Annotated in this window: 22 protein-coding genes and 1 pseudogene; 18 read left to right on the top strand and 5 right to left on the bottom strand. The window is 43.4% G+C overall.

What is annotated here, in order from left to right; genetic code table 11:
* Positions 1-290: 290 nt before the first annotated feature.
* Positions 291-1766 (bottom strand): annotated as a pseudogene (locus AC4OVU_RS00820) (Tn3-like element Tn5403 family transposase); the annotation flags it as partial.
* A gap of 53 nt (positions 1767-1819) precedes the next feature.
* Complete coding sequence (locus AC4OVU_RS00815; protein WP_197377785.1) at positions 1820-2524, bottom strand: IS6-like element IS26 family transposase; 705 nt, start codon at positions 2522-2524, stop codon at positions 1820-1822.
* Between the two features lie 321 nt (positions 2525-2845).
* On the opposite strand from AC4OVU_RS00815, the gene AC4OVU_RS00810 reads away from it, so the two are divergent.
* Both AC4OVU_RS00810 and AC4OVU_RS00805 read left to right on the top strand, forming a co-directional pair.
* Positions 2846-3133: a hypothetical protein gene (locus AC4OVU_RS00810; protein ID WP_491928585.1), complete on the top strand. Its 288-nt coding sequence runs from the start codon at positions 2846-2848 to the stop codon at positions 3131-3133.
* A 259-nt stretch (positions 3134-3392) separates the two neighbouring features.
* Entirely contained in the window at positions 3393-4373 is a 981-nt protein-coding gene (locus AC4OVU_RS00805) for an IS5-like element IS5 family transposase (protein WP_000019403.1), read from the top strand.
* 952 nt (positions 4374-5325) lie between these two features.
* On the opposite strand, the gene AC4OVU_RS00800 is transcribed toward AC4OVU_RS00805, so the two are convergent.
* A complete protein-coding gene (locus AC4OVU_RS00800; RefSeq protein WP_097502825.1) occupies positions 5326-6336 on the bottom strand; it encodes a RepB family plasmid replication initiator protein in 1011 nt (336 codons plus the stop codon).
* A gap of 740 nt (positions 6337-7076) precedes the next feature.
* Between AC4OVU_RS00800 and sopA the strand changes: the two genes are divergently transcribed.
* Both sopA and AC4OVU_RS00790 read left to right on the top strand, forming a co-directional pair.
* The gene (gene sopA / locus AC4OVU_RS00795; protein ID WP_491928584.1) at positions 7077-8243 is read left to right on the top strand and encodes a plasmid-partitioning protein SopA; all 1167 of its coding nucleotides are present in this window, start codon (positions 7077-7079) and stop codon (positions 8241-8243) included.
* A complete protein-coding gene (locus AC4OVU_RS00790) occupies positions 8243-9214 on the top strand; it encodes a ParB/RepB/Spo0J family plasmid partition protein (RefSeq protein WP_097502826.1) in 972 nt (323 codons plus the stop codon). Before sopA ends, AC4OVU_RS00790 begins: the two co-directional genes overlap by 1 nt.
* A gap of 1205 nt (positions 9215-10419) precedes the next feature.
* Here the strand turns inward: AC4OVU_RS00790 and AC4OVU_RS00785 are convergent.
* Positions 10420-10725, bottom strand: coding sequence for a hypothetical protein (locus AC4OVU_RS00785; RefSeq protein ID WP_000534920.1), 306 nt, complete (start codon positions 10723-10725; stop codon positions 10420-10422).
* A 169-nt stretch (positions 10726-10894) separates the two neighbouring features.
* Positions 10895-11874 (bottom strand): IS5-like element IS5 family transposase gene (locus tag AC4OVU_RS00780; protein WP_252256598.1). Its coding sequence is split into 2 segments (ribosomal slippage): positions 10895-11703 and positions 11703-11874, totalling 981 coding nucleotides; the frame shifts between segments, so codons are not numbered across the junction.
* A gap of 371 nt (positions 11875-12245) precedes the next feature.
* On the opposite strand from AC4OVU_RS00780, the gene AC4OVU_RS00775 reads away from it, so the two are divergent.
* The 14 genes from AC4OVU_RS00775 to AC4OVU_RS00710 all read left to right on the top strand — a co-directional run bounded on the left by AC4OVU_RS00775 (position 12246) and on the right by AC4OVU_RS00710 (position 25517).
* Positions 12246-12602: an ISAs1 family transposase gene (locus AC4OVU_RS00775; protein ID WP_491928583.1), complete on the top strand. Its 357-nt coding sequence runs from the start codon at positions 12246-12248 to the stop codon at positions 12600-12602.
* 155 nt (positions 12603-12757) lie between these two features.
* Entirely contained in the window at positions 12758-13387 is a 630-nt protein-coding gene (locus tag AC4OVU_RS00770) for a hypothetical protein (RefSeq protein WP_491928582.1), read from the top strand.
* Positions 13388-13480: 93 nt separating this feature from the next.
* Positions 13481-14620 (top strand): ISAs1 family transposase, encoded by a 1140-nt coding sequence (locus tag AC4OVU_RS00765; RefSeq protein WP_491928581.1) that lies wholly within the window; start codon positions 13481-13483, stop codon positions 14618-14620.
* 7 nt (positions 14621-14627) lie between these two features.
* Positions 14628-15587, top strand: a complete 960-nt coding sequence (locus AC4OVU_RS00760) for a polysaccharide biosynthesis tyrosine autokinase (RefSeq protein ID WP_252404820.1) — start codon at positions 14628-14630, stop codon at positions 15585-15587.
* 223 nt (positions 15588-15810) lie between these two features.
* Complete coding sequence (gene rfbB, locus AC4OVU_RS00755) at positions 15811-16881, top strand: dTDP-glucose 4,6-dehydratase (RefSeq protein ID WP_159197274.1); 1071 nt, start codon at positions 15811-15813, stop codon at positions 16879-16881.
* The gene (gene rfbA, locus AC4OVU_RS00750; protein ID WP_159197273.1) at positions 16878-17747 is read left to right on the top strand and encodes a glucose-1-phosphate thymidylyltransferase RfbA; all 870 of its coding nucleotides are present in this window, start codon (positions 16878-16880) and stop codon (positions 17745-17747) included. The genes rfbB and rfbA overlap by 4 nt, the downstream gene beginning before the upstream one ends.
* Before the next feature lie 12 nt (positions 17748-17759).
* Complete coding sequence (gene rfbD / locus AC4OVU_RS00745) at positions 17760-18632, top strand: dTDP-4-dehydrorhamnose reductase (RefSeq protein ID WP_491928580.1); 873 nt, start codon at positions 17760-17762, stop codon at positions 18630-18632.
* A 6-nt stretch (positions 18633-18638) separates the two neighbouring features.
* Positions 18639-19184: a dTDP-4-dehydrorhamnose 3,5-epimerase gene (gene rfbC, locus AC4OVU_RS00740; protein WP_159197271.1), complete on the top strand. Its 546-nt coding sequence runs from the start codon at positions 18639-18641 to the stop codon at positions 19182-19184.
* An 8-nt stretch (positions 19185-19192) separates the two neighbouring features.
* Positions 19193-20611: an oligosaccharide flippase family protein gene (locus AC4OVU_RS00735; protein WP_159197270.1), complete on the top strand. Its 1419-nt coding sequence runs from the start codon at positions 19193-19195 to the stop codon at positions 20609-20611.
* Positions 20608-21567 carry an EpsG family protein gene (locus AC4OVU_RS00730; RefSeq protein WP_159197269.1) on the top strand — a complete coding sequence of 320 codons (960 nt, stop codon included), beginning with the start codon at positions 20608-20610 and terminating at the stop codon, positions 21565-21567. The genes AC4OVU_RS00735 and AC4OVU_RS00730 overlap by 4 nt, the downstream gene beginning before the upstream one ends.
* Entirely contained in the window at positions 21567-22517 is a 951-nt protein-coding gene (locus AC4OVU_RS00725; protein ID WP_159197268.1) for a WaaS/CpsH family glycosyltransferase, read from the top strand. Before AC4OVU_RS00730 ends, AC4OVU_RS00725 begins: the two co-directional genes overlap by 1 nt.
* Positions 22504-23061, top strand: coding sequence for a serine O-acetyltransferase (locus AC4OVU_RS00720; protein ID WP_491928579.1), 558 nt, complete (start codon positions 22504-22506; stop codon positions 23059-23061). The genes AC4OVU_RS00725 and AC4OVU_RS00720 overlap by 14 nt, the downstream gene beginning before the upstream one ends.
* Before the next feature lie 326 nt (positions 23062-23387).
* Positions 23388-24509 carry a glycosyltransferase gene (locus AC4OVU_RS00715; protein WP_159197266.1) on the top strand — a complete coding sequence of 374 codons (1122 nt, stop codon included), beginning with the start codon at positions 23388-23390 and terminating at the stop codon, positions 24507-24509.
* Complete coding sequence (locus AC4OVU_RS00710; protein WP_159197265.1) at positions 24510-25517, top strand: NAD-dependent epimerase; 1008 nt, start codon at positions 24510-24512, stop codon at positions 25515-25517.
* Positions 25518-25519 lie beyond the last annotated feature (2 nt).

Raw genomic sequence — 25519 nt, 5'->3', positions numbered from 1 at the left:
TAACAGATCCTAAAGTTGATAATGCACTTAACGCACAAAATTTTTCTATACCCAAACTGACTCCAACCTGAAAGAGGGTGTCATGAGTGGTGAGCAGGGCGCAGCCAGTCCACTGTATGCGCGTTAGCGCATGAAAGTCGGTGCGCCAGGCTTACATATTCCTGGGCTGGTAGGCCGACGAAGCCCGGCGAAGCCGGTCGTGGATCAATAGGGATCGTCAATCCATCCCTTACCCTGCTAAGCCATACCCTCTAAAAGGGGTCGGTTCCGGCTGAGGGCGAAATGACACCCTAAGCTTTCGGTTCCTTGGGCCAAAGATATTCGCCAGTCAGTAGAATGTGCGCCCAGCCCAATGGGGATATGTGGGGAAGAAATTCAGGGGGAACATCCAACCCTTCGTTCCGCCGCTCCGTGACGGCATGACCAAGATGGACGGTATTCCAGTAAATGATCACCGCAGTCAATAAATTGAGCCCAGCGATTCGGTAGTGCTGCCCCTCTGTCGTGCGATCGCGAATTTCCCCCTGCCTCCCGATACGGAGCGCATTTTTGAGCGCATGGTGGGCCTCTCCCTTGTTAAGACCGATCTGAGCACGCCGCTGCATGTCCGTATCCAGGATCCACTCAATAATGAAAAGGGTCCGTTCAATACGACCAACTTCACGAAGCGCAACTGCAAGGTTGTTTTGTCGTGGGTAAGAAGCGAGCTTGCGCAGGAGTTGGCTGGGCCTGATTTTGCCAGCGGTCATCGTCGCGGCACAACGGAAAATATCAGGCCAGTTCGCAACGATAAGATCCTCCCGGGCTTTTCCACCTACCAACTTGCGTAACTCCCTGGGGGTCGTATCGGGATTAAATACGTACAACCGCTTCGATGGCAGATCCCTGATTCGCAGAACGAGATTGTAGCCGAGCAGGCTACTGGCTCCGAACAAATGGTCGGTGAATCCTGCTGTATCGGCATACTGTTCGCGAACATGGCGACCGACCTCGTTCATCAGTAGTCCATCGAGAATATACGGTGCCTCGCTCACGGTCGCCGGGATCGACTGACAAGCGAATGGCGCGAACTGGTCGCTTACGTGAGTATACGCTTTGAGGCCGGGAACAGAACCATATTTGGCATTGACCATGTTCATGGCTTCGCCATGCCGCGCTGTCGGGAAAAACTGACCATCGCTCGATGCTGACGTGCCCATCCCCCAGACGCGTGACATCGGCAGTTTACCCTGCGCGGCCACCACAATTGCCAATGCCTGGTTCATGGCTTCGCTTTCAACATGCCAGCGGGCAAGGCGTGAGAGCTGCCAGTAATCATGCGTGTTTGTAGCTTCCGCCATCTTACGCAGGCCCAGATTGAGCCCTTCAGCGAGCAGGACGTTGAGCAGACCGATCCGGTCGCGACATGGAGCCCCGGTTCTCAGATGGGTAAACGCATCTGTGAAACCAAGGGCTGCATCAACTTCAAGCAGCATGTCGGTAATCCGAACGGACGGCATTCGGCGATACAGATCCAGTATGAGTGCCTCGGCACCATCCGGCACGTCTGCTGTCAACCTGTCGATCCGCAACGTTCCATCTTCTATGCTACCGTGCGGAATAGTGCCGTTACGGGCAGCCCGGGCCAGCCGCTTAAGAGCGATCGTGAGTCGCGCCTTTCTGTCTGCCAGCCAATCCTGTGGGTTGGAAGGCACGGCCAGTTTTGCATTTTCCTGCGCCGCGATCATCGGCACCAGTACCTGCTTGAGGTCACCATAGCGGCGCGAAGGCACTGTTGCAAAGTTAGCGATGAGGCAGCCTTTTGTCTTATTCAAAGGCCTTACATTTCAAAAACTCTGCTTACCAGGCGCATTTCGCCCAGGGGATCACCATAATAAAATGCTGAGGCCTGGCCTTTGCGTAGTGCACGCATCACCTCAATACCTTTGATGGTGGCGTAAGCCGTCTTCATGGATTTAAATCCCAGCGTGGCGCCGATTATCCGTTTCAGTTTGCCATGATCGCATTCAATCACGTTGTTCCGGTACTTAATCTGTCGGTGTTCAACGTCAGACGGGCACCGGCCTTCGCGTTTGAGCAGAGCAAGCGCGCGACCATAGGCGGCCGCTTTATCCGTGTTGATGAATCGCGGGATCTGCCACTTCTTCACGTTGTTGAGGATTTTACCCAGAAACCGGTATGCAGCTTTGCTGTTACGACGGGAGGAGAGATAAAAATCGACAGTGCGGCCCCGGCTGTCGACGGCCCGGTACAGATACGCCCAGCGGCCATTGACCTTCACGTAGGTTTCATCCATGTGCCACGGGCAAAGATCGGAAGGGTTACGCCAGTACCAGCGCAGCCGTTTTTCCATTTCAGGCGCATAACGCTGAACCCAGCGGTAAATCGTGGAGTGATCGACATTCACTCCGCGTTCAGCCAGCATCTCCTGCAGCTCACGGTAACTGATGCCGTATTTGCAGTACCAGCGTACGGCCCACAGAATGATGTCACGCTGAAAATGCCGGCCTTTGAATGGGTTCATGTGCAGCTCCATCAGCAAAAGGGGATGATAAGTTTATCACCACCGACTATTTGCAACAGTGCCTCTTTTATGCTGACTGAAATGACAGGGTCCTTACCCTGCGCTGAAAAGGTGACATGTCTCACAGAAGCTGGCTTTAAACTTGTCAAACCAACGGAACATCAGTTGGCTAAAAATGGATTTAAGCCAAACCTGACACAATCCAGCTTATGGAGACTCAGACTTACGATTTCCAAATTAATATAGCGTCTGGACTTATAAATAGATCATGCATTAAGATTAATTTTTCTGGCGGAGTTAACCATCACAAAGAAGAGGAAAATGAAAAAGACATTAATTGTTACGGCCTTACTGAGTATGAGCGCATCGGTTGTTGCCGGAGAAGCGCATTTTTGTGGTTCGCCTGAAGTCAGTGCTTTGGCAAGCGGTCGGCAAGATATTAATGACAGTACCGTTTTCACCTGCGGGGGAGGCGTCAAAGGTACTCTTCCTGAACTGGCAAAACAAGGCTGGAAAATTGTGCAAGTAAGCGATCAAATGGCATCGACTTCCCAGATGGATCCGGGTAAAGCTACTGTCTATTCACGTTTAATTATTCAGAAAGACTGAATGCGCTCAGTTCCGGAATATCCTTTATTATACAGCACCTCGTTGAGAAATATTTAGTCACTGGCGGGCATAAATCATGTGATGTGTTATGTGGCATCCTGATTTTGCTAATCTCATCTTTACGGCTATGAAACTTTATAACTACATTTCTCAGCAAAATAAAATTGAAGAGGGTTAATCATGAGTGTAAGGGAAGGTGCGAACAAGTCCCTGATATGAGATCATGTTTGTCATCTGGAGCCATGGAACAGGGTTCATCATGAGTCATCAACTTACCTTCGCCGACAGTGAATTCAGCAGTAAGCGCCGTCAGACCAGAAAAGAGATTTTCTTGTCCCGCATGGAGCAGATTCTGCCATGGCAAAACATGGTGGAAGTCATCGAGCCGTTTTACCCCAAGGCGGGCAATGGCCGGCGACCTTATCCGCTGGAAACCATGCTACGCATTCACTGCATGCAGCATTGGTACAACCTGAGCGATGGCGCGATGGAAGATGCTCTGTACGAAATCGCCTCCATGCGTCTGTTTGCCCGGTTATCCCTGGATAGCGCCTTGCCTGACCGCACCACCATCATGAATTTCCGCCACCTGCTGGAGCAGCATCAACTGGCCCGCCAATTGTTCAAGACCATCAATCGCTGGCTGGCCGAAGCAGGCGTCATGATGACTCAAGGCACCTTGGTCGATGCCACCATCATTGAGGCACCCAGCTCGACCAAGAACAAAGAGCAGCAACGCGATCCGGAGATGCATCAGACCAAGAAAGGCAATCAGTGGCACTTTGGCATGAAGGCCCACATTGGTGTCGATGCCAAGAGTGGCCTGACCCACAGCCTGGTCACCACCGCGGCCAACGAGCATGACCTCAATCAGCTGGGTAATCTGCTGCATGGAGAGGAGCAATTTGTCTCAGCCGATGCCGGCTACCAAGGGGCGCCACAGCGCGAGGAGCTGGCCGAGGTGGATGTGGACTGGCTGATCGCCGAGCGCCCCGGCAAGGTAAGAACCTTGAAACAGCATCCACGCAAGAACAAAACGGCCATCAACATCGAATATATGAAAGCCAGCATCCGTGCCAGGGTGGAGCACCCGTTTCGCATCATCAAGCGACAGTTCGGCTTCGTGAAAGCCAGATACAAGGGGTTGCTGAAAAACGATAACCAACTGGCGATGTTATTCACCCTGGCCAACCTGTTTCGGGCGGACCAAATGATACGTCAGTGGGAGAGATCTCACTAAAAACTGGGGATAACGCCTTAAATGGCGAAGAAACGGTCTAAATAGGCTGATTCAAGGCATTTACGGGAGAAAAAATCGGCTCAAACATGAAGAAATGAAATGACTGAGTCAGCCGAGAAGAATTTCCCCGCTTATTCGCACCTTCCCTAACGGCCCACCGGCCTGTTGAGGAACCTGTAAAACGGAAAGGCTCATTGAAGCCGTATATTTTCTGGAGGTTCATCAGGCGCGGAACTCATCGAGGCGCGGGAATAAAATCCCATTCAGACGCCGGATAGATTCAAGCAAGCCAATTTATCGTCAAAATCGGTGTTGCAAAAACGGGAGTGACCATAGATTCCGTTTTCCAAGCGGACCCCTTACCCGGTGACCTGCAATTCTGCTGGCATCAACATACCGCAGTCAAGACAGGGCAAAATGCAGGCATTCTGCCCGTGCATCCCACGGTGCGTTTTTTCCTGGAAGCTCAGCAAATCATCCCGTTAACGGCGAAAGTCATTCACCATCTCTAGCCAACACCTTTCTGCCATTCGGCTCCCGTTTCCTGATCGCATTTAACAGTGTGAAGCTGGCGCCGGGTTATACAGACAGCTGCAGTCTCATCCTGCCGGGCTAAACCTGCAGTACACAGGGGAACGGATACCGTCAGGTAACATGACCGTCTCAGCACCCGATTGAGATTTTCGTAAGGGATATAGAGCGTTACTGAAAAATTGACTGTGGCATGTTATCCCCCATGGAATGGTGAACAGACCAGGGATTACCCCCATTAAACCCGCATTCCGTAGTCAATATCTGCGTATCATGACCCGAAATCACATATGACAGTCAATATTGTTCGATCCGGGCAGACATGATAGAGAATAAATATTGACTGCGGTATGCGTGATGCATATCACAGTCAATGGAATGTCCTTAGCGGCATACGGCAGTCATGATATGCATATCGCAGTCAATTTTCTGGCTTCATCGCTGAGAGGGCTTCAGCCAGTTTAAGAGGATCGATGCCAGCAGCCTTCAGCGCCTTAATGACTTCGTCATAATTTTGCTCTGGCGCCTTCTCTTCTTCCTCTTTGCGCGGAACCTTCACAGGACTACTGATGAGTTTGGGGTTGCGATAATGCACGCTGAAATAGGTGGCTCGGCCACGTTTAAACTCGGTGTAATCCAGATAACCAATATCCCGCAGCTGCTCCATCGCCTTACGCACCGTGTGGTTCTGCGTATAGACATTTGAGGTGAGATTCAGCCGGCCACGCATCCGTTTCATGGAAATAGGTGCAGGATTCTGGGGAAGACTTTCGATGTAGGTATAAAGCGCCTGGGCTGATTCCTTGCGCTGCAGGGCGTCAATGGCTTTCAGCCGCAGCAGTACCCTTCTGTCCATGTGGTAAAGCTCAAACAGCTTAGGTTCAGCCTTGATCTCAACGATATCCTCGTTGATGTCATAATAGGCTGACTGCACCAGATGGGTGGTCCATCCTTTGGTCTCGCTCTGGAACTTCAGCGTAACCGAGGCGAGTTTAAACAGGGAATTACTGATGCGATCGCGCATTTTTTTGTTTGAACGACGGGAATCAAATCCGCACATCTTAACGAATTCGACGAACGACAGTTCCAGGGTGTCACTTTTTACCCCATACTCCGACATGGAGCGAATTATCCCCAGCCAGACTTTAAAATCCGTGTCCATATCAAGACGCGAACCGGTGATCTTAACGTCAGTGTATCCTTCGCTTTTGGCAATGGCCAGCTGTACAAGCTCCTCAGTCGCGTCTGTAACGTTTTTCTGGTTCGCCTTGCTCTTCCCTGTTGATTTCAGAGTTGGGACGAAGAGACCGAGTCTCATGAGCGCTACTGGCTGCACGGTACTGGTGCTGTTGACATCCAGCTTAACAACTTCACCGGTTGTCTTATCAACTTCCTGAAGGTTCAGAAGTAAGCTATTATTTTCGCTCGTCATCTTGATCCTCAACGGTTATCCACAAAAGGATGTAGTAATACGTATCGCAGTCAACGGATATACATACCTCAGTAAATACCGTTGCATATCACAGTATTAGATTATGCATATAACAGTCAACATTTTACATTCCGCAGTCGATCCAGACAGACGTTAAAGCCAGTTACAGCGCATGCTGGAGCGATCCGGGGATCTCTTTTGGATCTCACTATGATCTCCTTGGGATCAATTATTGGATCGAGACCATGAATAACCCAGATACAAGGCCGGAAGCGCCACACCAGATATCCAGAACCCTGGCCTGATTTTCCTGAATACGCTCTGGAAGATTGAAATCTACAGGTACAACAATGAAACATTGACTGCGGTATGCTGAGTCGTCTTTCCTACAGATGCGGTAAGCATCATACCATAGTCAATATATTACATACCGCAGTCAATTTCATTATAACTGGCTGATCCCGAGTCATCTTTAGCAACCCGACGTACGTGCAATCTGTGAGTTCTGTGATTTTCCGCTTCCTCGCCGCTTTCTCACTGTGTGAGATCGCTTACTGCGGCGAGCGGCAGTGATTAATATTGACTGCGGTATGTACTCTTTTGTAATCCCCTGCGTTCTTTCATTACCCAATGTGGTTCACTTTGCACTTTTTCGTGTGCTTTGCGATTTTATTGTTGCTTTGCAATAAATTCCAAGATTTAATAAAATAATGCAAAGTGATGATTAAAGGATGTTCAGTATGGGACTCATGGATACACTCAACCAGTGCATAAGTGTTGGTCATGAAATGACGAAAGCAATCGCCATTGCACAGTTTAATGATGACAGTCCGGAAGCCCGGAAAATAACCCGGCGCTGGAGGATTGGTGAAGCGGCAGATTTAGTTGGCGTGTCATCTCAGGCTATCAGGGATGCCGAGAAAGCTGGCCGGCTGCCGCACCCTGATATGGAAACCCGTGGGAGAGTTGAGCAACGCGTTGGTTATACCATCGAACAAATCAATCACATGCGGGATGTATTTGGTACACGACTGCGCCGTGCTGAAGATGCGTTTCCGCCGGTGATTGGCGTTGCAGCTCACAAAGGTGGTGTTTACAAAACCTCAGTATCCGTTCACCTGGCTCAGGATCTTGCTCTGAAAGGACTCCGTGTTCTGCTTGTTGAAGGCAATGACCCACAGGGAACTGCTTCTATGTATCACGGATGGGTGCCCGATCTTCATATTCATGCTGAGGACACTCTCCTGCCCTTTTATCTTGGGGAAAAGGATGACGCCAGCTACGCTATAAAGCCCACCTGCTGGCCTGGCCTTGATATCATCCCGTCCTGTCTGGCACTGCACCGCATTGAAACCGAGCTGATGGGGAAATTTGACGAAGGCAAATTACCTGCTGACCCGCACCTGATGCTCCGTCTGGCCATTGAAACTGTCGCTCATGATTATGACGTGATAGTTATCGACAGTGCACCCAACCTTGGTATCGGTACGATAAATGTTGTATGCGCTGCTGATGTTCTGATTGTCCCTACTCCGGCAGAGCTGTTCGACTACACCTCCGCACTGCAGTTTTTCGATATGCTTCGTGACCTGCTTAAGAACGTGGATCTTAAAGGCTTCGAGCCAGATGTCCGTATTCTGCTTACCAAATACAGTAATAATAATGGCTCACAGTCCCCGTGGATGGAAGAACAAATTCGGGATGCCTGGGGAAGCATGGTCCTTAAAAATGTTGTGCGCGAAACGGATGAAGTCGGTAAAGGTCAGATCCGTATGAGAACCGTTTTTGAACAGGCTATTGATCAACGTTCTTCAACCGGTGCCTGGCGTAATGCCCTCTCTATCTGGGAGCCTGTTTGCAATGAGATTTTTGATCGTCTGATTAAACCACGCTGGGAGATTAGATAATGAAGCGTGCTCCTGTCATTCCAAGACATACCACATATACTCAATCGACTGAAGATACTTCATCACCGGCGCCGGCCGCGCCGATGGTGGATTCATTAATTGCGCGCGTGGGTGCTATGGCCCGCGGTAATGCAATCTCTCTTCCGGTATGTGGACGGGAAGTGAAATTTACCCTTGAGGTGCTCCGGGGAGACTCTGTTGAGAGCGCTTCACGCGTATGGTCAGGCAATGAGCGCGATCAGGAACTACTTACCGAAGATGCTCTGGATGATCTCATTCCTTCATTTTTACTGACCGGTCAGCAGACTCCAGCTTTCGGCCGCCGGGTTTCTGATGTCATAGAAATTGCCGACGGCAGCCGTCGCCGTAAAGCCGCAATCCTGACGGAAAGTGATTATCGCGTTCTGGTTGGTGAACTGGACGATGAGCAGATGGCTGCATTGTCCCGACTGGGTAACGATTATCGGCCGACGAGTGCTTATGAACGTGGCCTGCGTTATACAAGCCGGCTGCAGAATGAGTTTGCAGGAAATATTTCTGCGCTTGCCGATGCGGAAAACATCTCTCGTAAGATCATTACCCGCTGTATCAATACGGCCAAATTGCCTAAATCCGTTGTTGCCCTGTTTGCACATCCTGGAGAACTGTCTGCCCGGTCAGGTGAAGCCCTTCAGAAGGCTTTTGCAGATAAAGAAGAATTACTGAAGCAGCAGGCTGAGACTCTCCACGATCAGAAGAAAGCGGGACTAATCTTTGAAGCTGAAGAGGTCATTAGTCTTTTAACATCCGTACTGAAACAATCTCCCGCATCAAGAGTTAATCTGAGCTCACGTCATCAGTTTGCTCCAGGGGCAACAGCATTGTATAAGGGCGATAAAATGGTGCTTAACCTGGATAGGTCCCGCATTCCTGCGGAGTGTATAGAGAAAATAGAAGCCATTCTTAAGGAGCTTGAGAAACCAGGAGTCTGATGCGGACACGCTTTAGTCTACGGTGATCTCCCTTTACTTCATTTCCTTTCTCACAGGCCAGAAAACATAACTGGCCTGAATATTCTCTCTGGGACCACGGTCCCATCTGTATCGCCGCTCAGGTTATCTCCCTGGGACCACGGTCCCACCTGCGTCGTCGGTCAGCTTATCTGCCTGGGACCACGGTCCCACCTGTATCGCCGGTCAGGTTATCTGCCTGGGACCACGGTCCCACCTGCATCGCCGGTCAGCTTTTCTGCCTGGGACCACGGTCCCATCTGTATCGCCGGTCAGCTTATCTGCCTGGGACCACGGTCCCACCTGTATCGCCGGTCAGGTTATCTGCCTGGGACCACGGTCCCACCTGCATCGTCTGTCAGCTTATCTGCCTGGGACCACGGTCCCACCTGTATCGCCGGTCAGGTTATCTGCCTGGGACCACGGTCCCACCTGCATCGTCTGTCAGCTTATCTGCCTGGGACCACGGTCCCACCTGTATCGCCAGTCAGGTTATCTGCCTGGGACCACGGTCCCACCTGCATCGTCTGTCAGCTTATCTGCCTGGGACCACGGTCCCACCTGCTTCGTCGGTCAGGTTATCTGCCTGGGACCACGGTCCCACCTGTATCGCCGGTCAGGTTATCTGTCTGGGACCACGGTCCCACCTGTATCGCCGGTCAGGTTATCTCCCTGGGACCACGGCCCCACCTGCATCGTCGGCACATTATTAGTTAGGGACAACGGTTCAATCAATGCCTGTCACGAACAGGTATTGGCTTGTCGCCAGCAACCCGTTGAGCGGAGTTATCACGCAGCAGGACGGCTGTTACAGGCGATGGTGAAAGCTCTGTTGGGATCTGAACGAAGCATGTTGAGTGAAATTTGCAAAATTTCGCAGAGTATGCGGCTTCATCTTTAAATTTCCGCCAGCATTTTTAAAGCCAGCTACCGACGCTGCGCGTTGGCCGGCCCTTCGTCCGGCGGGTAACCAGTATCGGCCGATCTTACGACCCTGGATGAACATCATCCCGTCAGCAGCGTCTCCACTGTGATGTCGTTTTTCACACTGTCCGATCACAAAATAGAACGGGCAGGGACAACATATGGTAGGAAAAGCAGCTGCCAGAGACACAATATATTGATTACCCACAGTAACGGGGGATAACCATGTGGGTAACATATTGAAAGTGCAACACGTTATCTGATTAATTGACTTTGTAAACGCCACTGAACCATGAAAAAAAACCGGGGGAATCATCACAGCGCATAAACATACCGTTTTGTTTTTGGGTGACGGCAAGGAGGCCCCTTTTATCACCACATACCTTGTCAAAGGTTTCCATTTCTATCCTTATCAGGCTCTTGTCGTTATTTTCAGGAGAGATCCGGAGATGTTTTGTCAGCCAGACAGGATAGGTATCAGCGTTACGCCAGTACTGCAATTCAATCACTGAAGCCATTCCCCAGACAGCGAAGTATAAGAAAACCACACCTGCGATTTTGCTACCCATATTGTTCCTTAACATTGGCTTAAGGAAGGTGCGAATAAGCGGGGAAATTCTTCTCGGCTGACTCAGTCATTTCATTTCTTCATGTTTGAGCCGATTTTTTCTCCCGTAAATGCCTTGAATCAGCCTATTTAGACCGTTTCTTCGCCATTTAAGGCGTTATCCCCAGTTTTTAGTGAGATCTCTCCCACTGACGTATCATTTGGTCCGCCCGAAACAGGTTGGCCAGCGTGAATAACATCGCCAGTTGGTTATCGTTTTTCAGCAACCCCTTGTATCTGGCTTTCACGAAGCCGAACTGTCGCTTGATGATGCGAAACGGGTGCTCCACCCTGGCACGGATGCTGGCTTTCATGTATTCGATGTTGATGGCCGTTTTGTTCTTGCGTGGATGCTGTTTCAAGGTTCTTACCTTGCCGGGGCGCTCGGCGATCAGCCAGTCCACATCCACCTCGGCCAGCTCCTCGCGCTGTGGCGCCCCTTGGTAGCCGGCATCGGCTGAGACAAATTGCTCCTCTCCATGCAGCAGATTACCCAGCTGATTGAGGTCATGCTCGTTGGCCGCGGTGGTGACCAGGCTGTGGGTCAGGCCACTCTTGGCATCGACACCAATGTGGGCCTTCATGCCAAAGTGCCACTGATTGCCTTTCTTGGTCTGATGCATCTCCGGATCGCGTTGCTGCTCTTTGTTCTTGGTCGAGCTGGGTGCCTCAATGATGGTGGCATCGACCAAGGTGCCTTGAGTCATCATGACGCCTGCTTCGGCCAGCCAGCGATTGATGGTCTTGAACAATTGGCGGGCCAGTTGATGCTGCTCCAGCAGGTGGCGGAAATTCATGATGGTGGTGCGGTCCGGCAAGGCGCTATCCAGGGATAACCGGGCAAACAGACGCATGGAGGCGATTTCGTACAGAGCATCTTCCATCGCGCCATCGCTCAGGTTGTACCAATGCTGCATGCAGTGAATGCGTAGCATGGTTTCAGCGGATAAGGTCGCCGGCCATTACCCGCCTTGGGGTAAAACGGCTCGATGACTTCCACCATGTTTTGCCATGGCAGAATCTGCTCCATGCGGGACAAGAAAATCTCTTTTCTGGTCTGACGGCGCTTACTGCTGAATTCACTGTCGGCGAAGGTAAGTTGATGACTCATGATGAACCCTGTTCCATGGCTCCAGATGACAAACATGATCTCATATCAGGGACTTGTTCGCACCTTCCTTAATTATTGTTGATAGATGGGTTGATTAATTTCAGCACTTCATGCCGCTTTTGTGGTTGATATCCATACACCATCCGAGCATAATCTCTGCCACATAAAAACAGAATATTAATTCGCTCCGATCATGCGTGTACAACGTAGGGCGGTAGCTTTGCTAAACAGATTCTTCAAGGGATCACGGTCCGCGCATGTTATTGACGCACCTTTTAATCGAATTTCGGGATAAAATTTTCAGAAATAGATTGAATTAGCGATCTTGGCGTGATCTTATACTGTTAAAGATAAAGCAGGATAAGACGAATATGGATTACAGCGAATTTAAAGAGCATTTTAGCATATTGAGTGATACTCGTCAGACAAGAAAATCGACCTATAATTTCTTTGAAGTGATATTCCAGGTGGTGACAGCGATGCTGTGCGGAATGAAGACTTGGGATGAAATCGAAGGCTTTGGTGAGGAAAATTTAACCTGGTTTCGTAAGTTTAGTGACTACTCTTCTGGTGTGCCTAGTCACGATACTTTGGCGCGAATAGTGGGTTTGATTGATCCAGATGAGTTTTCATTGTGTTTCGTTCGTTGGTGTAATGATATTCGGCGAGAAAAATCCTTAGGGAAGGTGCGAATAAGCAGGTCATTTCTTCCCAAGCTGACTCGCTGATTAAAATTTCGCGGATCTGGGCCGATTTTTTTCCCGCAAACTTCGGGTCTGACGGCGCTTAGTGCTGAATTCACTATCGGCGAAGGTGAGTTGATGGCTCATGATGTCCCTCTGGGATGCGCTCCGGATGAATATGATGATCTCATATCAGGAACTTGTTCGCACCTTCCCTAACTACCGTCGTAACTCCTGAATATATCCCAGTGCTGGGAAAGGGGCTTGCGCGTTTAACAGGTGAACGCAATGTTGTGAACGTGAGTCGTTTTACTATTCCTCGCCAAGTCGAAGACGATCGTTTTTCTATCTTGGTGCTCGATAGCGGTGCTCAATCTTATCAACTACTTCGTAATGACAAGTTGGTTCTTGAAGGGCAAGCGGGAGAACTGGTGAAAAAGGATGGAGTTGAATTATTTGTCACGGATTTGAACGCGAAAGACGGTTTTGAATTTTCGATTCGCAAACGCAGTCCTCTTGATGCCATAGATTGGTTGAAGCAAAACTTATCTGTGAGTGAACGAGGCAAGCAAACCGGTATTTTGGAACTCAGTTTTACCGGTGAAAACAGAGGTGAAATTACAGGAATACTGAATGACATTGCGCAAAACTATTTTCTACAAAATGTTGAGCGCAAGTCAGCAGAGGCTGAAAAAAGCTTAGCGTTTCTGAAAGATAATCTGCCAAATGTCAAACACAGCCTCACGGAAGCAGGGAAAATTCATGAACATGCCCGTATTTACAGGCTTCGTAGTGTAGCAGGTTCTCAAATTTTGAACTTTATGAGTTAGCGCTATCACACAACAATCAATTATCCGATGATCGATTTGTAGATCATTTTCAGTGTTTTCTAATACCTCCATAGACAAATTGGAGGTCCAACGATGAGTAACCAGCACCCATTTATGTATTTCGATGCCATCCCAGATTATCGCCAACAAGGTAAAGTCGAGCACAAGTTAACTGATATCATTTTGTTAACAATTTGCGCGGTGCTTTCCGGTCAAGATGACTGGAAAGCTATCCATCTTTACGGCACTAGATGGTTAGATTTTCTCAAACGCTTTGGTGATTTTAGTCATGGTGTTCCCTCTGCCATTACCATTGCAAGAGTGATGGGAATGATTAGCGCGACACGCTTACAAAAGTGTTTTATCGAATGGATGAAATCCTGCTGTGAACTGACGGACGGTGAAGTGATCGCCATAGACGGTAAAACCGTGCGTGGCTCTTATGATGATTCCCGTGGGCTTGGTGCTATCCATATGGTTAATGCGTTTGCGACAGAGAATGGCGTGTGCCTTGGACAACATAAAGTTTACGAGAAGTCCAATGAGATAACCGCTATCCCTGAGTTGCTTCAACTGCTTGATATATCGGGTTGTTTAGTCACAATTGATGCGATGGGATGCCAAAAGAAAATCGCGCAAAAGATCCTTGAAAAAAACGCTGATTACTTGCTGGCCGTGAAAGGAAATCAAGGCCGACTTGAGCAAGCTTTTGATAACTATTTTGATATGAGCATGCTGCAAAAACATGATGGTGATTCTTACAGTACCCAAGAAAAATCGCGAGGCAGACAGGAAACACGACTGGCTTTAGTGAATGAAGATTTAAGTGTTTTGGGCGATCTTGAGTTTGATTGGCCAGGGCTAAAAACGATGGGAATTGTGGTATCGATTAGACAAGAATCAGCAGTGGCCCAAGAGTCAGAAGTAACGGTGCGATATTATATTAGTTCGAAAGCGCTCAGTGCTAAAGAATTGTTAAATGCTTCACGCTCGCACTGGTTAGTCGAGTCGATGCATTGGATGTTGGATACTGCATTTGGTGAAGATGCTTGCCGTAAACGAGCGGAAGAACGAGCAGAGAATTTCGCAAGGATCAGACAGATGTGTTTAAACATGCTAAAAAGTGAAACGACACTAAAAGCGAGTATTAAACACAAAAGAGCGATGTGCGCGATGGATCCGGAGTACCTTTTGAAGGTTCTGGGAAGCCTTTATTTACGGGAATGTTCATGATTTTTCCGTGGCGGGCACCGTGGGCAATGTGCGGATATTGGATCGTGCGGAAGCATACGCGGCCCCCGTGAAACCTAAAAAAGCGTTAATTGTAGTACTCGCGACGCTACTTGGCGGCATGCTGAGTGTAGCCTTTGTTTTAGTGAAAGCCGCGTTACATCGCGGTGTGGAAAACCCCGATGACATCGAACAAATTGGCCTTTCTGTTTATGCCAGTGTGCCCAAATCGAACCTACAGCTTGAGCTGTCTAACAAACTCAAGCGCCATCGCAAACAGAATCAAGAACTAACATTGCTTGCTGAATCCAACCCCGCAGACCTTTCCGTCGAAGCGTTACGTGGTTTACGCACGAGCCTTCACTTTGCCATGATGGAAGCGAAGAATAATGTGTTGATGATCTCTGGCCCGGCGCCAGGGATTGGTAAATCCTTTGTGTCGACGAACTTCTCGGCCGTTGCGGCCAAAACAGGGCAAAAAGTACTGTTGATCGATGCCGACATGCGTAAAGGTAACCTGCACCAACCCTTTGGTTTGGCATGGGAAAATGGTTTATCTGATTTTTTATGTGGCAAGATAGGTTTAAATGAGGCAATTAAGACTACTCAAGTTGACAATCTAGACATCATGACGCGTGGTCAAGTGCCGCCAAATCCATCTGAATTACTCATGCATCCGCGCTTTAAAGAGTTAATGGAATGGGCGAGTGAACTCTACGATTTGGTGATTGTCGACACGCCGCCAGTACTTGCGGTGACTGACCCAAGTATTGTGGGTGCATTGGCTGGCACAACACTGATGGTGGCACGCTTTGGTATGAATACCGTGAAAGAAATTGATGTTGCTCGAAACCGTTTTGAGCAATCGGGCATTGAAGTTAAAGGTGTGATTCTGAACGCGACCGAGAAGAAAGCATTGAGTTATTACGGTTACGGTTACTACAACTATTCATACAAAAGCGAGAGCTGAGAAAATACAGAAGAAGAAAAAAAAGGGGCCTATTGGGGCAGGGTAGCCAAAATAGGCTAAATCAATAAATTACAGATAGTTAGTGAAAACTGACTGTCTCAAAACGAATAAAACCGTCTCAGACTTGGCTAGAGTCTGAGATGGAATAGTGAATAAAAACAATTTTCGAATGGGAAATCTTCGTAATTGTTCAGGCTTTTAAATAAAATAACTAAGAGACAACATGAAAATTTTAATAACCGGTGGTGCAGGTTTTATAGGATCTGCAGTGGTCAGACACATCATTAATAATACGTCAGACAGTGTTATTAACGTTGATAAATTAACTTATGCAGGCAATTTAGAGTCATTAGTTTCAGTAGAAAACAGCGAACGTTATGCATTTGAGCAAGTCGATATTTGTGATCGAAATGCGCTTGATGCGGTGTTTGAAAAACACCAGCCAGGCGCTGTCATGCATTTGGCCGCAGAATCTCATGTTGACCGTTCTATCGATGGCCCTGCTGCGTTTATCGAAACGAATATTGTCGGCACTTATACCCTTCTAGAGTCCGCCAGAGCATATTGGAATAAGCTTGGCGTTAATCGTAAATCAGCATTTCGCTTCCACCATATCTCCACTGACGAAGTTTACGGAGACTTAGAAGGAACGGACGACCTGTTTACCGAAACCACTTCTTATGCTCCTTCCTCTCCTTATTCTGCATCGAAAGCGTCGAGTGACCATTTAGTTCGTGCATGGCAACGCACCTATGGATTACCAACCCTCGTGACGAACTGTTCAAATAACTACGGTCCTTTCCACTTCCCAGAAAAACTGATCCCTCTAATGATTCTAAATGCATTGGATGGGAAAGCCTTGCCTGTTTATGGCGATGGTATGCAAATTCGTGACTGGTTATTTGTCGAAGATCATGCCCGTGCACTTTACAAAGTCGCCACGGAAGGCGAAGTAGGTGAAACTTACAACATCGGTGGTCATAACGAAAAAGCGAACATTGAAGTCGTGAAGACGATTTGTTCACTATTGGAAGAGCTAGTCCCAACCAAACCGGAAGGTGTGGTGCAATACCAAGATCTCATCACCTACGTAACCGACCGACCTGGACATGATGTTCGCTATGCAATTAACGCTAAAAAAATCGAACGTGAATTAGGTTGGAAACCGGAAGAGACTTTCGAGTCGGGTATTCGTAAAACCGTCGAATGGTACCTAAATAATAAAGAGTGGTGGAGCCGCGTACTAGATGGTTCATACAGTCGTGAGCGTTTGGGGTCGGGAGAACAAGAATGAAAGGGATTATTTTAGCCGGTGGTTCAGGTACTCGCTTGTACCCAATTACCCGTGGTGTGTCGAAGCAGTTATTACCGGTTTACGATAAGCCGATGATTTATTACCCGCTTTCAACATTAATGTTGGCCGGTATTAAAGACATTCTAATTATTACGACTCCAGAAGATAAGGACAGCTTTAAACGTCTGCTAGGTGATGGCAGCGACTTTGGGATTAATCTGCAATACGCGGTCCAACCGAGCCCAGACGGTTTGGCTCAGGCTTTCATTATTGGTGAAGAGTTCATCGGTGATGACTCAGTCTGTTTAGTATTAGGTGATAATATTTTCTATGGCCAGTCGTTTGGTCAACAATTGCACCGTGCCCGAGAGTTGACTTCACAAGGGCTAGCGACAGTATTTGGCTACCAGGTGAAAGATCCAGAACGCTTTGGTGTCGTCGAGTTTGACGAAAATATGAAAGCGATATCAATTGAAGAAAAACCAGCTGTTCCTAAATCTAATTATGCGGTTACAGGGTTATATTTTTACGATAACCGAGTGGTTGAGCTGGCAAAGCAAGTTAAGCCGTCCGCCCGCGGAGAGTTAGAAATTACAACATTAAATGAAATGTACTTAAACGATGGCTCACTTAATGTTGAATTACTTGGTCGAGGCTTTGCCTGGTTAGATACTGGTACTCACAGTAGCCTACATGAAGCCTCATCATTTGTTCAGACTCTTGAAAATGTTCAAGGCCTAAAAGTTGCCTGCTTAGAAGAGATCTCATGGCGAAATAATTGGTTGAGTGACTCTGAATTAGAGTCTCTGGCACAGCCAATGTTAAAGAATGGTTATGGCCAGTATTTAAACTCTTTGATCAAGTAGTTAAGGAATATAATGAGAGTTCTTATCACCGGATGCAATGGCCAGGTAGGACATTGTCTTACTGAGCGTTTGAAAAATAAAGCGGATATCTTAGAACTTGATCACGAAGGGTTAGATATTACTGATAAACAAGCGGTTATTAAGATAGTTTCTGATTTTAGGCCTGACTATATCATTAATGCGGCGGCGCATACGGCGGTTGACCGTGCGGAAGAGGAAGTAGAACTTTCCAATGCAATCAACCGAGATGGTCCACAATATTTAGCTGAAGCGGCGCAAAAAGCTGATGCAGTGATATTGCACATCTCAACAGATTACGTGTTTGATGGGGAAGGTGAGAAACCATATTTAGAGACCGACCTAACAGCGCCTCAAGGTGTTTACGGTAAAAGTAAGTTAGCTGGTGAATTAGCAGTTACACAGAGTTGCCCTAAGCATCTTATTTTACGAACCGCTTGGGTATTTGGTGAGCACGGAAATAATTTTGTAAAAACCATGCTTCGTCTTGCTCAGACGCGTGATGAGTTAAGCATTGTGGGAGACCAATTTGGTGGGCCTACTTATGCGGGTGATATAGCAGATGCACTCATTGCAATGATTGAGTTCATTGAGCAAGGGCAGCAGCCAAAATGGGGCACGTATCATTTCTCTGGAATGCCTTATGCGAGTTGGTATGACTTTGCAGCTAAAATATTTGATCTGGCAGAAAGTAAAGGTGTATTGAATAAACAGCCTAAACTATCGTCTATCCCAACTTCTGCTTACCCAACACCGGCTAAACGCCCAGCAAACTCACGACTCGATTGCAGAAATATAGAAAATCAGTTCGGTATTATGCCAAGTGACTGGAACGCTGCATTAGAAAATATTCAAGCTTATAAGTAGTAAATTATGAAAGTTATTGATACAAAAATTCCGGACGTCAAAATCATTGAGCCCACTGTATTTGGTGATGAGCGTGGCTTTTTTATGGAAACCTGGCAACAGAAGAAATTTGAAGAATTAGTGACTGGAAATCCTACCACTTTTGTACAGGATAACCATTCCAAGTCTAAGAAAGGGATTTTACGCGGCTTACATTACCAAACAGAAAACACGCAAGGTAAGTTGGTTCGTGTTATATCGGGTGAGGTATTTGATGTGGCTGTTGATATTCGTAAAGATTCCCGGACATTTGGACAATGGGTTGGTGTTTACCTTTCGGCGGAAAATAAACGCCAACTCTGGGTACCAGAAGGGTTTGCCCATGGTTTTTATGTTACTAGTGACGAAGCTGAGTTTACCTATAAATGCACTGATTACTATAATCCAGCAGCTGAGTATTCGATTATTTGGAATGATAGCGAAATTGGGATTGATTGGCCTTTATCATCTGCTGTTCATTTATCAGAAAAAGATAAAAATGGACTGAGTTTTATCGATGCTCCCAAGTTTTAGGTAAACTTATGTTTGAATACATTTCCAAATATTTTGTCTCTAAAATTATCCCAGCTATAACCACCGTTTTATCTATATCATTATTCACTAAGTATCTTTCACCTGAAGAATATGGTTTATATTCATTATCCTTGTCGATAAGTGTAGGACTTAGTTTAATATTCTTTCAGTGGTTGAATGTATCTGTAGGTAGATATATTCCTGCGATTAAAGATGAACAAGACAAGAAAAAAATGATAACAACAATACTTGTTTCTTTTGTTGTTATATCTATTTTTCTACTGATAGCGAATTTAGGCTTATCTTATATTAGTGACTATTCCTTTTTTGTAAACTATGTTGGTGTTTTAGCAATAACTATCGCTTGGTTTGAATTGAACCAAAAGTTGAATAATTCATTGTTTGACCCAAAATCATATACTATTTCATTAGGTGCTAAAAATATACTTGCAGTGCTACTTGGTGGAGTTGGCTTATATTTGGGTTATGATGGTCGCGCTATTATTGTTACACTTGTTCTTAGTCAGATAATTAGTGTTATGAATAATTATAAAATATGGAAAAACACTAATGTACAATATTTGGATTTAAACCTTTTAAAACGAATATTACGTTATGGACTACCTCTTACACTAACATTTTTGATGATATTTATTATAAATTCATCAGGGAAATTTATTTTAAATGAGTTGATGGGTGAGATTTACGTCGGTTATTTTTCTGTAACTTATGATTTGGCTCAATTATTATTGATCACAATATGCGGTATTTTAAACTTAGCGACATACCCTATAGTCATAGATGCTTTTTCTAAAAGCAAAGAATTAGCAAATAAAAAACTTCAAGATGTTTTTTTAATTGTTATCGGTGTCACTATTCCTGTAGCGTTAGGTCTTATATCGGTAAGGTCAGAAGTTACATATCTTTTTATTGATATGCAGTACTATGAGTATGTTATTCAACTTCTTCCGATAATATTGGGTGCATTGTTTCTTTCTGCTCTAAAATCGGCTTATTTTGATTATGCATTTCATCTTTCAGAGAAAACTGGAATGCAAAGTTTAGCGGTTATTATTTCAGCCTTAACTTGTATCATTTTAAACTACGTCTTAATTCCAATGTTTGGTATTATAGGTGCTGCGTATGCTTCATTGTTTTCATATGCTACATATCTAGTTGGATGTATTTTTATTGGCAGTTTAGTTTACAAACTACCGCCAATTAAAATAAACGACACTTGTAGCATTGTCGTATCAGCATTAATTATGTTTTATATTGTCAGTGGTATTGTTGTTGATAGTAAAATTATTAGCTTGCTGTTGAAAGTTGGAGTTGGGGTTTTTGTTTACTCTTCCCTTTTGGTGTTTTTTAATGTGATGGGCGTTAAAGAGTATATATTTAAAAAATATATAGTGAATATCAAATGAAAACAGTAAATATATTTTTATCATTAATCATGTTCTTTATGCTAGCTCTTTATTCGGGGTACAGGGGAGGGGGGTTTGATTATGAACAATATGTGTTAATGATAAATCATATTATGACTGAAAATACTTTGCAAGAACAGTTATTAATTGCAAAAGATCCAATCTTTGGTCTTATTGTACATACTATATCTCCTAATAACGATCAAGAAATAGTTAATGTTTTCTTAGTTATCGCATCTATCGCTTTTTTCGCAAAGCTATTTTTTATTAAAAAAATACACCGAGTTATTACATTTACAATACTGTATATATTATTTTTGTCACCTAGTTTAGACTTTGCTGCAATAAGGGCATTGTTAGGATTAATGTTTCTTTTAATATGTATGAAATACATATCGGAAGAAAATAAATGGATGGCGTTACTTTTTGGTTTGTTTTCTATTTTTTCTCATATTTCCATGTTGCTACCAATAATTCTTTCTTTATCTATTTCAGAAAAGATAATAAAGACAACATCTCCGTTTAGTTTTATATGTTTAATGATAATAGCTTTCTTGTCAAAGCCGGTACTTTCGCTTTTCAAAAACACTGATGCATATATCAACAATTCAGGAACCATTTTTGCTCTTGCTCCTTGTATTTTAACTTTATTTTCAGTACTTCTATTATCTATGTTTAATGACAACGAGGATCCCTTTAATAAAAAATTATGTATAGTGGCGCTTTCATTAGTTGCAATGTCAATAGGCTTTGTATACCCAACTGTAATAGCTGCGAGTCGTTACTTACAAGTGGCTCAATTATTAATACTATTCTTGATTTGTAATGTAAGATTTCAACTAACTTTAATAAATATATTAATTTATAGTGTATCTATAGTTTTGTATATAATACCTCTTTTATATCGTAATATAGATTTGAGCTTATGGGATGCAGTTTTAACAGGAAAGGCTTAATGAAAAAAAAGTTAATAGTTATTGGGTATACTACAGATTATTCAATGCTCGATATAAATGCACTAAGAGATGAATATACTGTATATCATGTGAAATTACCTGATTCTCTAAGAAGTATATTGCTTCGCGTAAAAAATATATCACCAAAAGTGTTTAATAAATTACTTTTTATATACTATAGGTTAAAACTGAAAGGTATAAACGCTGATTACCTAATTTGTGATGATAATTTAATTAGCCTCAATTTATTAATTATATTTGATGAAAATGAAAAGTTTAAAAATATAGCTGTTGTTTTGAGAAACATCATAAAGGACACTTCTGTTTTAAAGTTACTGTCGGAACGTAACTTTGATATTTTTTCTTTCGATTATGATAACTGCTTAAAGTTTGGATTGAAGTTCTATAATCAATATTGCTCTGGCTATGATTTTTTAATCAATAATGTATATAAAGAAAAAGTAGAATATGATTTTTACTTTCTCGGTTTAGATAAAGGACGAAGGAATATACTTGATGGCTTGTCAACTAAAATTGGAAGTTATCGATGCTTAATAGATATAAAACAGAGGCCAAATGTTTTACATAAGGTACTGAGGCTTCATAAGAAAAATAAAACTTATGAGTATGTTAGTTACAACGAACATTTGAAGCGAATTCTTAGGTCAAGAATAATAATAGATATTGTTCAGCAAGGACAAAGCGGGTTGACTATGAGAGCTCTTGAGGCTCAGGTGGCTAAGAAAAAATTAATTACAAATAATATTTATATTAAAAGCGAAGAATTTTATAACCCTGACAATATTATGGTTATTAATGATGGGGATGAAATCAACAATAATGATTTAGAAGTTTTCTTATCTAGTCCTTTTGTTGAAATAGATGATCATGTTATTGCTTCCTATAGTCCTCGTAGTGTTTACAAAAAGATGTTAAATGATGAATTTTAATGAAATAAGAAAGTATATAGTTAGTGATGCTTATCGGTATATAGGGAGAAAAGATTTAAAGTCCTTAACAAAGCTATATTTTAAAAATTGCTTCTTTAGATATATTTTCTGGTATAGATTGTCCAAATCTAAAAGTGTTTTTCTATCAACTATTGCAAAATTCATAAAGTCAGGTTTAAGTAAAAAAACAGGAATACAAATTTCATCTTCGGTTAAGATTGGTTATGGCCTATTTATTCCACATGGGTATGTGGTGATTAATGGGACAGCAGTTATTGGTGATAATTGTAATTTTTGTCAGTTCACAACTATTGGTTCTGTAAAGAAGAATGCTGCAAGGTTAGCTGATAGTGTTTATGTGTCACCTAATGTATGTATTGTTGAAGGTGTTGATATAAAAAGCAATGTTATTATTGGGGCTGGTTCCGTTATTGTGAAAAATATTTCTGATAACTCTGTTATAGCAGGAGTCCCTGGAAGGGAATTAAGTAGCACTTTAAAAGTGGAAGACTATATTAAAAATCCGTTTTTATTTGATTCATGATTTGGTCTATATTTTTAATGAATTTGTAAATGATATCTCATAAATTGTCATTTAATGTCTGTTCATAACGTGGCAATAAAATTAATCTTGAAACTATTAAAGGTAGTACGTTGTTGTGTCGACTTTTATTAGTTTATATTTATTATCTATTGTTGGACATACTGTATGGTACTGAAGTTGATATAAATATTTTTTTACTAAAAAATATTTATATATTTATATATTTATATATTTATATATTTATAATGCTAAGAGTATGAATCGAAGTACTAGAAATAAATCCAATAAATTTAAATTTGTATTTATAAAAATTAGGTTTAAAAACAATGAGTAAAGCAATTTTTATTAATGATCTCAGAAATGGTGGTGCTGAGCGCGTTGTCGCAAATCTAATTAATAATTCTAAAGAAGAATTTTTACTTATAAAAATATGGCCTGATGAGTTTAATTGTGTAAATACCACTCGGAAGGTAAATTTACTAGACAAGAAAAGCTTTCTCCCTTTTGATTTATTAAAAGCTTTTTTTAAACTTTTACAGATAGTCAGAAAAGAGAAAATAACAACAGTGAATAGCCATCTGTTCTGGGCCAATTACTTGAATGTTTTTTCATCTTTCTTTCTTAAGTATAAAACTATATGTACTCACTGTGTATCTTTTGAGTCTAAGTTTGGTGGTAACAAAAAAGTAGGTTATTTCCATTCATTTTTGATTCGGCATTTGTTAAAGCACTCTAACTTTCATACCTATAAGTCGTTAGATATGAAGAATGAATATGAGGGTAATTTTAATCTAAAACATGGATCCGTAATTTATAATGCTATAGATTATAAAAATATATTGAAATTGTCTGGTTTTGATGATGCTCAACCTTTGCTCTTTAATGAAAATATAGTTTATGTATTAATAGTTGGGCGTTTTCATAAGACTAAAAATCAATCATCTATAATCGAGGCTATTCCTAATGTTAGGAATAATGTTTATTTTATTTTTTTGGGTGATGGTGATGAACTCGATTATTGTGAACAAAGAGCTAAAGAATTAAAGATAGAAGATAGAGTAAGTTTTTTAGGTCAAGTACAGAACCCATATCCATACTATAAAAACTGTGATTTTTATCTTTCGGCCTCTCTTTCTGAAGGTTTTCCAAATGCTCTTATAGAAGCAATTAGTCTGAATTGCTATCCAATACATCTAGATTGTAAAACAGGACCAAAAGAAGTATTAAGTTGCTTTTATTCAAAAAATAAAATTGATGAATTTCCTTATGGTGAACTATATGGTTTGGGTTTTTTATTAGGTGATGATTCAACTGATTCTATATCATCAGCAATAAATTACTGTGTAACAAATAAACCACCTATTAATAAGGCTGAAAAAAGTTTTTTAATAAAGTCTCTTGAAAAAAATAATATTATTGAAAAGTATAAAAATTTAATGGTGAATTAGATGAAATATTTAGTAACTGGTGCGGCAGGTTTTATTGGTTCTAAAACCATCGAAGCACTTTTAAGTAAAGGTGTTACTGTTGTTGGGGTAGATAATATTAATGATTACTATGATGTTAATCTGAAAGAAGCTAGATTGCTGAATTTAAAGAAGAATAATCGTTTTAAGTCTATTAAGATGGATATTTCTGACCGAGAGGCTGTTGCTGATTTGTTTGCAAACAACGTCTTCGACTGTGTAATTCATTTAGCAGCGCAAGCGGGTGTCAGGTATTCAATAGAAAACCCTATGGCTTACGCCGATTCTAATTTAGTTGGTCATTTGAACATCCTAGAAGGTTGCCGTAATTCAAAAGTTAAACACTTAGTCTATGCATCTTCATCTTCTGTTTACGGTTTAAATCAAAAAACTCCATTTGAAACAAGTGATACTGTTGATCATCCCGTATCTTTGTATGCAGCGACTAAAAAATCAAACGAGTTAATGGCGCACTCTTATTCTCACTTGTATGACCTTCCTACAACCGGATTACGTTTCTTCACGGTATACGGTCCATGGGGACGTCCGGACATGGCACCTTTTATTTTCACGAAGAAGATATTAGAGGGCGACACAATCGATATAAACAACAATGGCGATATGTGGCGTGATTTTACGTATATCGATGATATTGTTGAAGGTATCGTACGAATTTCAGATGTTATCCCTAAAAGAAATAATGATTGGACGGTTGAGTCTGGTACACCTGCTTCTAGCTCTGCTCCATACTCTGTTTACAATATTGGCCACGGCAGCCCTGTCAACCTTATGGACTTTATCTCGGAAATTGAATCTGCTCTTGGTATTGAGGCGAAAAAGAATTTCCGAGAAATGCAGCCTGGTGATGTGTATAAGACTTATGCGGAAACCTCTGATTTATTCGAAGCGACTGGTTATAAACCACAAGTTGGTTTGAAACAAGGTGTTCAATCCTTAGTCGAATGGTATCGCGATTTTTATAAGGTTTAGGT

The organism is Enterobacter sp. 6722112, from assembly GCF_058661685.1.
This window is presented reverse-complemented; position numbering and strand designations above follow the sequence as displayed.

What these genes read in the sequence shown, in the direction of transcription:
- AC4OVU_RS00815 (WP_197377785.1), bottom strand. Translation starts at nt 2,524, where the DNA reads ATGAACCCATTCAAAGGCCGGCATTTTCAGCGTGACATCATTCTGTGG.
- AC4OVU_RS00810 (WP_491928585.1), top strand. Translation starts at nt 2,846, where the DNA reads ATGAAAAAGACATTAATTGTTACGGCCTTACTGAGTATGAGCGCATCG.
- AC4OVU_RS00805 (WP_000019403.1), top strand. Translation starts at nt 3,393, where the DNA reads ATGAGTCATCAACTTACCTTCGCCGACAGTGAATTCAGCAGTAAGCGC.
- AC4OVU_RS00800 (WP_097502825.1), bottom strand. Translation starts at nt 6,336, where the DNA reads ATGACGAGCGAAAATAATAGCTTACTTCTGAACCTTCAGGAAGTTGAT.
- sopA (WP_491928584.1), top strand. Translation starts at nt 7,077, where the DNA reads ATGGGACTCATGGATACACTCAACCAGTGCATAAGTGTTGGTCATGAA.
- AC4OVU_RS00790 (WP_097502826.1), top strand. Translation starts at nt 8,243, where the DNA reads ATGAAGCGTGCTCCTGTCATTCCAAGACATACCACATATACTCAATCG.
- AC4OVU_RS00785 (WP_000534920.1), bottom strand. Translation starts at nt 10,725, where the DNA reads ATGGGTAGCAAAATCGCAGGTGTGGTTTTCTTATACTTCGCTGTCTGG.
- AC4OVU_RS00775 (WP_491928583.1), top strand. Translation starts at nt 12,246, where the DNA reads ATGGATTACAGCGAATTTAAAGAGCATTTTAGCATATTGAGTGATACT.
- AC4OVU_RS00765 (WP_491928581.1), top strand. Translation starts at nt 13,481, where the DNA reads ATGAGTAACCAGCACCCATTTATGTATTTCGATGCCATCCCAGATTAT.
- rfbB (WP_159197274.1), top strand. Translation starts at nt 15,811, where the DNA reads ATGAAAATTTTAATAACCGGTGGTGCAGGTTTTATAGGATCTGCAGTG.
- rfbA (WP_159197273.1), top strand. Translation starts at nt 16,878, where the DNA reads ATGAAAGGGATTATTTTAGCCGGTGGTTCAGGTACTCGCTTGTACCCA.
- rfbD (WP_491928580.1), top strand. Translation starts at nt 17,760, where the DNA reads ATGAGAGTTCTTATCACCGGATGCAATGGCCAGGTAGGACATTGTCTT.
- rfbC (WP_159197271.1), top strand. Translation starts at nt 18,639, where the DNA reads ATGAAAGTTATTGATACAAAAATTCCGGACGTCAAAATCATTGAGCCC.
- AC4OVU_RS00735 (WP_159197270.1), top strand. Translation starts at nt 19,193, where the DNA reads ATGTTTGAATACATTTCCAAATATTTTGTCTCTAAAATTATCCCAGCT.
- AC4OVU_RS00730 (WP_159197269.1), top strand. Translation starts at nt 20,608, where the DNA reads ATGAAAACAGTAAATATATTTTTATCATTAATCATGTTCTTTATGCTA.
- AC4OVU_RS00725 (WP_159197268.1), top strand. Translation starts at nt 21,567, where the DNA reads ATGAAAAAAAAGTTAATAGTTATTGGGTATACTACAGATTATTCAATG.
- AC4OVU_RS00720 (WP_491928579.1), top strand. Translation starts at nt 22,504, where the DNA reads ATGATGAATTTTAATGAAATAAGAAAGTATATAGTTAGTGATGCTTAT.
- AC4OVU_RS00715 (WP_159197266.1), top strand. Translation starts at nt 23,388, where the DNA reads ATGAGTAAAGCAATTTTTATTAATGATCTCAGAAATGGTGGTGCTGAG.
- AC4OVU_RS00710 (WP_159197265.1), top strand. Translation starts at nt 24,510, where the DNA reads ATGAAATATTTAGTAACTGGTGCGGCAGGTTTTATTGGTTCTAAAACC.